The sequence below is a fragment of the Streptosporangium sp. NPDC003464 genome, assembly GCF_053588315.1.
This window is the reverse complement of sequence record NZ_JBSFPS010000031.1, coordinates 37,498-50,514: the sequence shown is the minus strand read 5'-3', so window position 1 is coordinate 50,514 and position 13,017 is coordinate 37,498. Positions and strand designations below refer to the sequence as shown.

Here is a 13,017-nt window from a genome sequence, read left to right as displayed (position 1 = left end):
CCCTCAGTTGATGCCCAGGCCCACGCGATGCTGTCGTGATCGCCGAGGTGGGCCGCGACGACCTGCGCCACGACGCCCACCCCGAACAGGATCAGGATCAGCGTGCCCGCGAACTCGGCAGCCATCTCAGCGGCGAGTACGGGGGCTTTCCTTGGGTTCGCCATGTATGCCCCTTCTCGAAGCCGTACGGCTCGCCCTTGCCGCGGGCCGCCTCCCGGGACGGGGACCGGTCACGGGCGGAGCGCCGGGGCCTCACGCCCGCCGGCCGGAGAACTTCCCCCACGGCCGGCGGTCGCCGGACCCCCGGGCGGTCGCCGCGCCTCAAATGCCGGACGGCATTTTCCGATCGCTATTGAGATCTCCGGATATGCCACCGATAACACGTATTCGACCATCAACAGATGGTGCGGACTGCCTAAAGAACAGCACTGACCAGCACGTCGGCGCCGGCGCCGCCCGATCACACGGCGGACGTCTGACGGCGGGTCACCAGCCAGTTGACCACCCACAGGAGCAGGCCGACGCCCATCAGGACGCCCGCCCGGATGTAGACCTCGGCGGGCCGGCCCGTCAGGGGACTGGCCAGGACGAACGCCAGGACGGCGCCGAGCACGGGCAGGATCGTCGGCACCCGGTAGTGCGGGTGGTCCACGGTGTCCTTGCGGAGCACGAGGACGGCCACGTTCACGACGGTGAAGACGCACAGGAGCAGGAAGGCGGTGGTGTCGCCGAGCCCCGAGATCTCTCCCGTCGAGATCAGGGCGATGGCGAGCGCCGTGGTGAAGAGGATGCCGACCACGGGGGTGCGGCGGCGCGGATCGACCCGGCCCAGGGCGCGCGGCACGACCCGTTCGTTGGCCAGGCCGTACACCAGACGGGAGGCCATCATCATGTTGATCAGCGCGGAGTTCGCCACGGCGAACATCGCGATCACCGCGAACAGCTGGGGCGGGAAGCTGATCCCCCCGGCCTTGACCACCTCGAGCAGGGGCCCGGACGACTTCTCCAGGACCCGGTAGTCGACCAGGAGGGAGGAGGTGAGGGCGACGAGGATGTAGATCGCGCTGGTGATCGCCACCCCGAGGAAGATCGCGCGGGGGAAGTTGCGCGAGGGGTCCTGGGTCTCCTCGGCCATGTTCACCGAGTCCTCGAATCCGACGAACGCGAAGAAGGCGAGGGCGGTGCTCCCGAGCAGGGCGATGAACAGGCCGCCCTCCTGGTCGGTGCGGATCTCGGTCAGCCGGGCGGGCTCCCCCGCGCCGGTGGCGACCGCGTACACACCGATGACGATGATCACCACGAGCCCGGTCAGCTCGATGAGCGTGAACACGATGTTGGTCTTCACCGACTCCGACACGCCGCGGTAGTTCAGCAGCGCGACCGCCACGATGAAGACGATGCCGACGATGACGCCGGGCACCGTGACGAACGTCTTCAGGTAGTCGCCGCCGATGGCCCGCGCCGCCGCGCTGGCCGAGGTGAGCCCCGAGCACATCACCGCGAAGGCCACCATGAACGTCAGGAACGGCGTCCGGAAGGCGCGCTGGGTGTAGAGGGCGGCTCCGGCCGCCCGCGGATATTTCGTCACGAGCTCGACGTAGGACATCGCCGTCAGCACGGCGATCACGAACCCGATCAGGAACGGCATCCACAGCGCGCCGCCGACCTTGCCCGCGACCTTGCCGGTGAGGGCGTAGACGCCGGTGCCGAGGATGTCGCCGACGATGAAGAGGAGGAGCAGTCTGGGGCCGATGGCCCGCTTCAGGGATACCTGCCCGGCCTCGGGGGTGGGGGATGTCATGCCCGATCCCGTTCCCCGCTCCAGGCTCCTGACACGGCGATCTCCGGGATTTCACACCGCCGGTCCGGCACCGCCGCGGGCGGCGGTCACCGGCCGTCCCGCACGCCCTTCCCCTCCGCCCGCGTGCCCTTCCCTCCCCGCCCGCTCGCCCGCCCGGCCGTTCCGGACGGCCGCTCCCGCGCCGGACCGGGGTGTGGTATCAATTAAATGACCAAATAATCGAATCTGGTCATCTTTTGAACGAACGGCGGATGAGACCGTGGAACCACGGACCAGAAGGGCGGGGCGGCCACCCCAGGACGCCTCCCACCGGCTGGAGCGGGCCCACCGCATCCTCGACACCGCCGCCGACCTGATCCTGCGCTGGGGTTACGACAAGACCACCATCGAGGACATCGCGCGGCGGGCCGGGGTCGCCAAGGGCACGATCTACCTGCACTGGCGGACACGCGAGGAGCTGTTCGCCGCGCTGCTGCGCCGGGAGCGGGTCGAGATGCTCTCCCAGGTGCGGCTGCGCGTCGAGGAGGGAGCCGGCACGCTCCGCGACCTGCTCAGGCTGCTGGCCTCCGAGCTGCTGAGGAGACCGCTGATGAGGGCGAGCCTCCTGGGCGACTCGGAGGTGCTGGGCAAGCTCACCCGGCTGAAGCGGGACCGCGCGGCCACCGCCGACCTGCCCGCCGGGTTCGAGGGCTATCTCAGCGCGCTGCTCAGGCTCGGCGCGCTGCGGACCGACCTCTCGCCCACCGAGCACATGACCACGCTCGCCTCCGTCCTCTACGGCTTCCTGCTCGTCCCGCCGATGCTGCCCGCCGGGTACGGGCTGCCCGACGAGCGGCTGGCCGAGCTGCTGGCCGATGTCGGGAGCCGGGCGGTGGAGCCCGGCGGCCCGATCCCGGCGGCCGGCGCCCGCGCGGTCCCGCGGGCGACCCTGGAGTTTGTCGACTTCGCCGTGGAGACCGCCCAGCGGAAGCTGCGCGCCTCTCTCGGCACTGAGGAGAATGCGACGTGAACGTCCTCCCCCTGCACGACGCGGCGGCCGATCTCGCCCTGGCGGGCGGTAAGGGGGCCTCGCTGGCCCGGCTGGCCCGCGCGGGCCTGCCGGTCCCCGGGGGCTTCCACATCACCACGGACGCCTACCGGGACTTCGTCTCCCGCGACGGCCTGCACGGACTGATCATGCGGGCCCTCGCCGACGCGTCCCCCGAGCAGGCCGCGCCGCGGATCGCGGCCCTGTTCGCCGGGCGCGAGATGCCGCCGGAGACCGCCGCGGAGATCCTCGCGGCCTACGCGGAGCTCGGCGACGACACGCCGGTCGCCGTACGCTCCTCCGCGACCGCCGAGGACCTTCCCGAGATGTCGTTCGCCGGGCAGCAGGACACCTACCTCAACATCCGGGGCGAGGCCCTGCTCGACGCGGTCAGGCGCTGCTGGGCCTCCCTGTGGACCGCGCGCGCCATCGCCTACCGGACCGGCAACGGCGTCCCCCACGACGACGTGGCGCTGGCGGTGGTGGTCCAGGAGCTGGTGCCCGCCGACGCGGCGGGCGTGCTGTTCACCGCGGACCCGGTCACCGGCGAGCGCGGCAAGATCGTGATCAACGCCTCGTGGGGCCTGGGCGAGGCCGTCGTCGGCGGACAGGTGACGCCCGACGTCGTCGTGGTCGACAGGGCCGGCGGCGAGGTCGTCGAGGAGCGCGTCGGCGACAAGGCTGTCATGACGGTCCGCACGCCCGGCGGCACCCGGGAGGAGCCGGTGCCCGAGGAGCTGCGCCACCGGCCCGTGCTCGACCGGGCGCAGGCCGTACGGCTCGCGCGGATCGGGACCCGGATCGAGGAGCTGTACGGCACGGCCATGGACGTGGAGTGGGCCGCGCACGACGGGGCGTTCTTCATCGTGCAGGCCCGTCCGGTCACCGGGCTCAGGCAGCCGGTCGAGGAGTGGAACGACAGCCTGACCGGCGACTACCTGTGGACCGGCGCGAATCTCGGCGAGGCCATCCCCGACGTGATGACGCCGTGCACGTGGTCGCTCGTCCAGATCTTCATCCACGAGGCCATGTCCGCCTCGGCCCTGCCCGGCTTCGACCTGGTCGGCAACATCGGCGGCCGGTTCTACATGAACCTGAGCGTCGTGTTCTCGATGGCCAGGGCGCTGGGCATGCAGGGCCGGATCAGCGCGACCGAGCAGGTCTTCGGCAAGCTCCCGCCGGGCCTGGACGTGCCACTGCTGCCCACCTCACGCCGGCGGATCATCAAGGCCGTGCTGCCGCTCGCCCTGACCCTGCGCAGGAGGGTGGCGGCCGGCCTGGAGAGGATGCCCGGCTTCCTCGCCACGGCGCAGCGGCGCTGCACGGAGCTGCGCGAGCGGGCCGCGACCGCGGCCACCGCGGACGAGCTGGCCGAGCTGTGGGAGCAGGAGCTGCTGCCGTACTTCGTCGACGCCTGCCGGATGCTGGAGGCCGCCGGACGCCAGGGCGGCAGCTCCCTGGTCTGGACCCGCGACAGGCTGCGCAGGATGGTGGGCGAGACCGACGCCGAGGCCATGCTCACCGGGGTCAACTCCGACGGGGAGCTGGCCAGCCTCGGCCCGCTCGTCGGCCTGGAGAAACTCGCCCGGGGCGAGATCGACCGGGAGGCGTTCGCCCTCGCCTACGGGCACCGCGGCCCGCACGAGTTCGAGGTCTCCGTCGCCCGCCCCGGCGAGGACCCTGACTGGATCGACGCGCAGCTCGCGGCCATGTCCGACACCCCGCACGACGCGGACAGGCTGCTGGAGCGCCAGCGGGAGGCGCGGGAGGCGGCCTGGGCGCGGTTCGAGAAGCGCCGGCCCGTGAAGGCGGCGAAGATGCGCCAGCGGGTGAGCCGGTGGAACGCGATCGTCCGCGACCGGGAGACGACCCGCTCGGAGGTGATCCGCGCCTTCTGGGCACTGCGCGCCTTCGTCCGGCGGGCCGGAGAGCTCACCGGCCACGGTGACGACCTCTTCTTCCTGTCGATCCAGGAGATCGTCGCCGTCCTGCGCGGTGACGGCGCCCCGCCGGCGGAGGTGGCGGTCCGGCGGGCGACCTACGAGCGCTACGCGGCCCTGCCCGCCTACCCCACGCTGATCGTCGGCCGTTTCGACCCGGTCCGCTGGGCCGCCGACCCCGACCGGCGCGGCGACATCTTCGACGCCCGGGGCGGCGGCGCCCCGGTGAGCGACACGGTGACCGGCTTCCCCGGCGCGCCGGGCGTCGTGGAGGGCGTGGCCCGCGTCATCGCCGGCCCCGAGGACGGCGACCGGCTCGCCCCGGGCGAGATCCTCGTGACGACACTGACCAACATCGGCTGGACCCCGATGTTCCCCCGCGCCGCCGCCGTCGTGACCGACATGGGCGCGCCCCTGTCGCACGCCTCGATCGTCGCGCGCGAGCTCGGCATCCCCGCGGTGGTCGGCACCGGGAACGCGACCATGCGCCTGCCCGACGGCGCCAGGATCCGGGTCGACGGCGAGCGTGGCACGGTAGAACTGCTGACGACGTGACCGCGCTCCGGCGCCGGTGAGGGAGTCGGAGGGAGAATCGATGGGTGTGGGACGGAGCCGTACGGGAGCCGGCCGTGGGTGAGACCGCGGCGGCGCCGGCGATGGATGGGCACGGCGGATGCTGAAACTGGACCGGCTGGTGAACGTTCTCGGTGGTTACGGCGCCCGGCTGTGCTGCGCTCCCGCCTCGCGGGAGGTGGAGCTGCGCAGCGTCGTGGTGCACGATCCGACCGACACCCGCCCGGCGACCGGTGACGTGTTCCTGTCGGTCGGCGTGGACTCGGCGGCCGACGCCGTACGGCTGGCCCGGGCCGCGCGCGCCGCGGCGCTGCTGGTGCGCGGTAGCCCGCCGCTCGACGGCGACGCCCTGGCGGACGCCCTGGACAGCGGGATCGCCGTGCTGCTCGTGGAGCCGGAGGTGTCCTGGAGCCAGCTCTTCGGCGTGGTGTACGGCCTGGTGCTCGAAGGCCGCGAGACCGAGGCGGGGCGGGGGCCGACCGACCTGTTCGCCTTCGCGGACACCCTCGCCAAGGAGATCGGCGGCGCGGTGACGATCGAGGACCAGATGTCACGTGTCCTGGCCTACTCCGGTTCGCAGCAGACCGCCGACCCGGCGCGGCTGGAGACGATCCTGGGCAGGCGGGTGCCCGACACCATGCGCCGGCTGTTCGAGCGGGAGGGCGTCTTCGCGCACCTGACGACCTCCGACGAGCCGCTGTTCGTCGCCCCCTTCCCGGCGCACGGCCTCAGGGGCCGCATGGTCGTCGCCGTGCGCGCCGGCCGCGAGCTGCTCGGGTCGATATGGGTCGAGTGCGAGCACCCGCTGGCCGGCGAGCGCCGGACCGTCCTGGGCGACGGGGCGCGGGCGGTCGCGCTGCACCTGCTGCGCTCCCGGGTCAGCGCCGACCTGGAGCGTCAGGTGGAGTCCGACCTCGTCATCCGGCTGCTGGAGGGCACGGCCGACGCGCCCGCGGTGGTCAGCAGGCTCGGCCTGCCCCGGGGGCGGTTCCGGGTGATCGCCCTTCAGGCGCACATCGCCGAGGAGCGGCATGCCGCGATCCTGCTGGCCTTCGAGCGCGCGACCACGGGCTTCGGGTGGTCGCGGCCGGGGCGCAGCGCCCTGTTCGGCAACACCCTGTACACGCTGCTGCCCTGCGAGAACGACGTCACACCCGCCCGTGACTGGCTCGCCGCGATCGTGGGCGTCCTGCCGCGACAGGTCACCGTCTTCGCCGGCGTCGGCGGGGCGGCGGGGCCCACCGAGCTCTCCGCGAGCAGGCAGGAGGCCGACGAGAGCCTCGCCCTGCGGGCGGCGCGGCCCGGCGGCGACCTGGCGGTCGTCTACGACGACTCGTGGGACGAGATCCTGCTGCAGCGCCTGCGCGCGGCCGCCTCCTCGGGGCGGACCCCCGCCCGCGGCCCGGTCGCCGAGCTGACCCGGCACGACGCGGAGCACGGCACCCGCTACATCATGACGTTGCGCGCCTGGCTGGAGGCGCAGGGGGACCTGGCCGTCGCCGCCGGCCGCCTCGACGTCCACCCCAACACCGTCCGCTACCGGCTCCGGAAGATGGCCGAGATCACTGACCTGCAGCTCGAACTGCCGGAGAAACGGCTGGCGATGATCATCGCGCTGGCCGTCGGCCAGGGCAGGCCGTCCTGATCCCTCCCTGTTTGTCGGAGCCGGACAACGCCTCCCCCGGTGCTTGTCCAACACGCACAGACCGTTCCGCCGTCACGGCGGCGATGCTCGTCTCACGCGGGCGACGCCCGTGGCAGGCAGCGCATGTCAGAGCGGAGAAGTGGTCATGGGTATCGATGGTGGGCCGCGCACGGCGGTGGTGATCGGCGCCGGTGTGGTGGGGCTGTCCACCGCCTGGTTCCTGCAGGAACGCGGCGTGGACGTCACCGTGGTCGACCGTGACGGGGTGGCCGCGGGCGCGTCGTGGGGCAACGCGGGCTGGCTCTCGCCGGGACTGGCCATCCCGCTGAACGAGCCCGGGATCCTCCGCTACGGCCTGCGCTCCCTGCTCGACCGGAGCGCCCCGCTGCACGTGCCCGCCACCCCCGACGTGGGGCTGTGGTCCTTCCTCACCCGGTTCGCCATGAACTGCACCTGGAAGTCCTGGGGCCGCGCCGTCCAGGCCAATCTCCCGTTCAACGAGGAGTGCCTGGAGGCGTTCGACGTGCTCACCGCCAACGGCGTCGAGGCTCCCACGGTGGAGGCCCCGATCATGGCCGCGTTCGAGAGCCCCCGGCAGGCCGTGGGCCTCCTGCACGAGCTCCAGCGGATCAACCGGTCCGGCCTGGAGATCCAGTACACCGCCTTCGAGGGCGACGAGGTCGGCCGGCAGGCGCCGCAGCTGTCCTCCCGCGCGCGGGCCGGGATCCGGCTGGACGGGCAGCGCTACGTCGACCCCGGGCAGTTCACCCAGTCGCTGGCCCGCTCCGTCACCGCCCGCGGCGGCACGATCCGCTCCGGCTTCCGGGTGACGGAGGTGCGCTCCGGCTCCGGCGGGCACACCGTCCTGTCGAGCGAGGGAGACTCCGTCGGGGCCGACGTCGTCGTCCTGGCCACCGGTGCCTGGCTGAACGGGCTCGGCAAGGAGTGGGGGGTCCGCGTGCCGGTGCGCGCCGGACGCGGCTACTCCTTCACCGTGCCGACCGAGCAGCCCGTGCGCGGGCCGATCTACCTGCCCGCCGTCCGCGTGGCCTGCACGCCGTACCAGGGCAAGCTCCGCGTGGCGGGGACGATGGAGTTCCGCGACGCCGACGCCCCGCTGTACCAGAGGCGGGTCGATGCGATCATCGCGTCCGCCCGGCCGCTGCTCGACGGCGTCTCCTGGGAGGAGCGCACCGACACCTGGGTCGGCCCGCGCCCCGTCACGCCCGACGGCCGGCCCCTCGTCGGCGCCACCCACGCCCCCGGGCGATATGTCGCCGGCGGGCACGGCATGTGGGGGCTCACCCACGGGCCGATCACCGGGCGCATGCTCGCCGAGCAGATCACCACCGGCAAGCAGCCCGCGGCCCTGCGCGACTTCGTCCCCACCCGCTGAGGCCCGGCCCGGCCGGCGCGGTGCCGCCGTACGGCTCCCGCCCGGCCGGGAAGAGCTCCGGGCGGGGCCATGCCCTACTATTCTGCGATGCTTGATCACAAGTATGACGATCTTGACAGCGCCATCGCGAACGGGGACGTCCCGGGCCTCTTCGAGGCCATGGGCGGGCTTTGGCAGGCCGCCCAGCAGGCCGGCCCCGGCGATCTGAGCCGCGTCGTGGCCCGCGCCCCCGGCCTCTTCGAACAGCTGCCCTCCATCGGGCTGCGGGCGCACCTCGCCGTGCTGTTCGGCGGGCTGGCCGAGCTCGGCGCCGACCCCGCCCCCCTCGCCGGGCAGCTCGGCGAGGGCCTGACCGAGGCGCTGGAGCTGGTCGTCGAGTACGCCGCGGTCTGGAAGGACGCCGTCCCCGAGGAGCCGCCGCCGATGGAGAGCAAGTCCTTCGAGGTCTCCGTCCCCGTGCTCGCCCCTCTCGTCGGTGACGAGCACGCCCAGCGGCTGGCCCAGGGCTGGGCCGAGATCGGCCAGTGGAAGATGGCGGCCATCACGATGCTGCAGAGGTCCAGCACGGTCCGGGGCCACCTGGCCGGCAGCGAGCGGCTCATCGAGGCGATCACCACCGCCACGACCGTGGACCACGATCTCGACTGGCCCACCCGGCTGCTCGCCGTGCTGGACGACGAGCCCCTGCTCGTCCTGCATCCCGCCACGGGGCGCGGTTACGAGCTCACCATCGGCGGCATCGGCGACAACTTCCAGCTCCACACCCTGCTCGCCGACGCGCTCGGCGACTCCCTCGGGGTCGACAGGCCCGACCCGAGCTGGGTCGCCTCCGCCGTCGACGGCCCGCTCGAACCCGAGGTGTGGCCGATCCGGGGCCAGTTCAACCTGGTCGACGCCTACGGCTCCGCGATCTGGAACGAAGGGGTCCCCGCGGACATCCCGATCTTCGAGGGCCGGCGCGTGGTCGTCCTCAAACCGCCGCCCTACCCGCGGACCTGGAACATCGGGCGGCTCTACCCGATGATGCGCCCGCTCCTGCGCGTCGACAGGCCCCTCCCTCCGGAGGAGGCCGCCACCTGGCTGGGGAAGATCGCCTCTCACGCGTGAGCGCCGGAGGGGCGCCCTGCCACGTGTGAGCGCGGAGCAGGCGCCCCGCCACGCGTGAGCGCCGGAGCAGGCGCCTCGTCACGTGTGAGCGTCGGAGAGGTGCCCCGCCACGCCCCGCACGAGTGAGTCGCCCCGCCGGAACGGGCACTTCTGCATATTTCAGCAAAAGTACTTAATCCTCAATCAAAAGTATTGACGCTGCTGCCGTAAGTACTTACATTCACGGCAAAAGAACTCCAAAGGGAGAAGCTCGTAATCTTCGCGGAACAACGGGCGCGGAGGTACGCACGACGGTCCCGGCAGCCGGCGGCCGGAAGTCTGTGCGTCACCGGTCGCCGCGCCCGCTGAGGGGCGTCGACCCGCTCCCCGGGCCGGGGCCCGGCCGCCCGCGCGCCCGGACGGCGCCGTCCCCCACCTCGGCGGCGTCCCGCCCGGGCGCCACCGCCCGACCGTCCAACGTCCTACCGGCTCGCCGCTGAACCTCCGGTGGCGCGGTCCGTCCAACGCGCATGCCGTCCTGCCGCCGGCCCGCTCGCGTGCCGTCCGGCCGTGCCCAGATACACCCATGCCCAGATACACCCCCACGCCCAGGTAAACCCCCCATCCCTGGAGAGCCCGTGTATCACAGGAGAAAACGGACACCGAGCGCGGCGCTGGCCGCTGTTCTCGTCGCCGGCGCCACAGCGTCCGCCCTGGCCGCCGGCGCCCCGGCGGCGCACGCCGCCGTCATCGACCCGGCGGACTACCAGCAGGTCACCCTCGCCAAAGGCGTGGCCGAGATGGGCGAGCCGATGTCGCTCGCCGTACTGCCGGACCGCTCGGTCGTCCACACCTCCCGCGACGGCGCGCTCCGGCGCACCGACGCCGGCGGCAACACCTCCGTGGTCGCCACGCTGCCGGTGTACAACCATGACGAGGAAGGTCTCCAGGGCGTCGGAGTGGACCCCGCCTTCTCGTCCAACCGGCACATCTACCTCTACTACGCGCCGCCGCTGTCCACCCCGGGCGGCGACGCCCCGGCCACCGGCTCCGACTGGTCGGCGTGGCAGGGCGTCAACCGCCTGTCACGGTTCACCCTCACCACGGACTGGAAGCTCCAGGCGGGCAGCGAGGTGAGGATCCTCGACGTGCCGGCCGACCGCGGCATCTGCTGCCACGTCGGCGGGGACATCGACTTCGACGCCGCCGGCAACCTCTACCTGACCACGGGCGACGACTCCAACCCCTTCGACTCCGACGGCTACAGCCCGATCGACGAGCGCGCCGGCCGCAACCCCTCCTACGACGCGCAGCGCACCTCGGCGAACACCAATGACCTGCGCGGCAAGGTGCTGCGGATCAAGGTGAACGGCGACGGGAGCTACTCGATCCCCTCGGGGAACATGTTCCCGCCCGGCACGTCGGGCACCAGGCCCGAGATCTACGCGATGGGGTTCCGCAACCCGTTCCGGATGAGCGTCGACAGGTCGACCGGTGTCGTCTACCTCGGCGACTACGGTCCGGACGCGGGCGCCTCGAACGCCTCCCGGGGGCCGAGCGGCCAGGTCGAGTTCAACCGGATCACCGGGCCGGGCTTCTACGGCTGGCCGTACTGCACCGGCGACAACACCGTGAACGAGACTTACAACGAGTACGACTTCGCCTCCGGCGCCTCCGGCGCCAGGTACGACTGCGCCGGCGGGCCGACGAACAACTCCCCCCGCAACACCGGCCGGCCCACCCTGCCGGCCGCGAAGCCCGCCTGGATCAAGTACGGCGGCGACGCCGGCTCGCCGCCGGAGTTCGGCGGCGGCTCCGAGTCGCCGATGGGCGGCCCGGTCTACCGCTACGACGCCGCGTCGAGCTCGGACGTCAAGTTCCCCCAGTCCCTGAACGGCGTGTTCTTCGCGGGTGAGTTCGGCCGGGGCTGGATCAAGGCGATCGAGGTCGGCTCGGACGGCTCCCGCGGGGCCATCAGCGCCTTCCCCTTCACCGGCAAGCAGGTGATGGACCTGGCGTTCGGCCCCGACGGAGCGCTGTACGTCCTGGACTACGGCACCGGCTACTTCGGCGGTGACGCCAACTCGGCCCTGTACCGCGTCGAGTACATCGCCGGCCGCAACCGGGCGCCGACCGCGAAGGCGGCGGCCGACCGGACCTCCGGGCAGGCGCCGCTGACGGTGGCCTTCTCCTCCTCCGGATCCTCCGACCCGGAGGGCGGCGCCCTCACGTACTCGTGGACGTTCGGCGACGGCGGCACCTCGACGGCGGCGGCCCCCTCCCACACCTATACCGGCAACGGCACCTACACCGCCACGTTGAAGGTCACCGACCCGCAGGGCGCGACCGGCACGGCAAGTGTGATCATCACGGTCGGCAACACCGCCCCGGTCCTCACCATCACCTCTCCGAAGAACGGGCAGCCGTTCACCTTCGGTGACACGGTCCCCTACTCGGTCACGGTGACCGACCCCGAGGACGGTCCGATCGACTGCTCCAAGGTCACGATGACCTACCTGCTGGGCCACGACAGCCACGGACACGCCATCACCTCCAAGACCGGCTGCACCGGCTCGATCGCGACCCAGGTGGACGGTGAGCACTCCACCGAGGCGAACACCTTCGGCATCTTCGCCGCGGAGTACACCGACGCGGGCGGCCTGAAGGGCACCGCCCAGGCGACGCTGCAGCCCCGGCACCGCCAGGCCGAGCACTACGGCTCCGCGTCCGGGGTGGACCCCATCAACCACACCGGCGCCGAGGGCGGCAAGACGGTCGGCAACATCCACAACGGTGACTGGATCGCCTTCCAGCCCTACCAACTGGACGGCGTCACCTCGATCACCGCCCGTGTCTCGTCCGCCGGCGCCGGCGGCACGCTGGAGGTGCGGGCCGGTTCCAGCACCGGCACCCTGCTCGGCTCGGTCCCGGTGCCGGTGACCGGCGGGTGGGAGACGTTCCAGAACGTCACCACGGCCCTGGCGAAGGGGCCCGCCGGCACCACCGCCCTGTATCTGGTGTTCAAGGGCGGCTCCGGCGCGCTGTACGACCTCGACGCGTTCACCCTGTCGACCGGCACCCCGCCGGCCCGCACCGGTCCGGTCAGGGGGCTGGCGGGCAAGTGCCTGGACATCAGCGGAGCCGCCACCGCCGACGGGACCAAGGTCCAGCTGTACACCTGCAACGGCACCGGCGCCCAGCAGTGGACGGTCACCGGCCAGATCCTCAAGGCCCTGGGCAAATGCCTGGACGTCTCCGGCGGCGGCAGCGCCAACGGCACCAAGGTCCAACTGTGGACCTGCAACGGCACCGCCGCCCAGAACTGGACCGCCCAACCCGACAGCACCCTGAAGAACCCCAACTCCGGCCGGTGCCTGGACGTCGAAGGCGCCAACCCCGCCGACGGCACCCAGACCATCATCTGGGACTGCGGCAACCAGGCCAACCAGAAATGGACACTGCCGTAGCCGTCCCGACCTGCGGCCCGCCGTCGGGCCCCGGGGGTTCCGGCGGCTCCGTCCCGGAAGCTTCGGCGGCTCCGTCCCGAAA

7 protein-coding genes are annotated in these 13,017 nt (G+C 72.4%); 6 read left to right on the top strand and 1 reads right to left on the bottom strand.

Features of this window, described 5'->3' with window-relative positions:
* Nucleotides 1-460: 460 nt before the first annotated feature.
* A complete protein-coding gene (locus ACWDS7_RS10065) occupies nucleotides 461-1,801 on the bottom strand; it encodes an APC family permease (RefSeq protein ID WP_306857288.1) in 1,341 nt (446 codons plus the stop codon).
* A 259-nt stretch (nucleotides 1,802-2,060) separates the two neighbouring features.
* Between ACWDS7_RS10065 and ACWDS7_RS10060 the strand changes: the two genes are divergently transcribed.
* From ACWDS7_RS10060 to ACWDS7_RS10035, 6 genes are all read left to right on the top strand, one after another.
* Nucleotides 2,061-2,810 (top strand): TetR/AcrR family transcriptional regulator, encoded by a 750-nt coding sequence (locus tag ACWDS7_RS10060; RefSeq protein WP_451928954.1) that lies wholly within the window; start codon nucleotides 2,061-2,063, stop codon nucleotides 2,808-2,810.
* Nucleotides 2,807-5,323, top strand: a complete 2,517-nt coding sequence (locus ACWDS7_RS10055; RefSeq protein ID WP_451928953.1) for a PEP/pyruvate-binding domain-containing protein — start codon at nucleotides 2,807-2,809, stop codon at nucleotides 5,321-5,323. Before ACWDS7_RS10060 ends, ACWDS7_RS10055 begins: the two co-directional genes overlap by 4 nt.
* A gap of 118 nt (nucleotides 5,324-5,441) precedes the next feature.
* Entirely contained in the window at nucleotides 5,442-6,986 is a 1,545-nt protein-coding gene (locus ACWDS7_RS10050; protein WP_451928952.1) for a PucR family transcriptional regulator, read from the top strand.
* Nucleotides 6,987-7,131: 145 nt separating this feature from the next.
* The gene (locus ACWDS7_RS10045; protein ID WP_451928951.1) at nucleotides 7,132-8,382 is read left to right on the top strand and encodes an NAD(P)/FAD-dependent oxidoreductase; all 1,251 of its coding nucleotides are present in this window, start codon (nucleotides 7,132-7,134) and stop codon (nucleotides 8,380-8,382) included.
* 87 nt (nucleotides 8,383-8,469) lie between these two features.
* Nucleotides 8,470-9,489, top strand: a complete 1,020-nt coding sequence (locus ACWDS7_RS10040; RefSeq protein ID WP_451928950.1) for a hypothetical protein — start codon at nucleotides 8,470-8,472, stop codon at nucleotides 9,487-9,489.
* Between the two features lie 617 nt (nucleotides 9,490-10,106).
* Complete coding sequence (locus tag ACWDS7_RS10035; protein ID WP_451928949.1) at nucleotides 10,107-12,935, top strand: carbohydrate-binding protein; 2,829 nt, start codon at nucleotides 10,107-10,109, stop codon at nucleotides 12,933-12,935.
* Nucleotides 12,936-13,017: the final 82 nt, after the last annotated feature.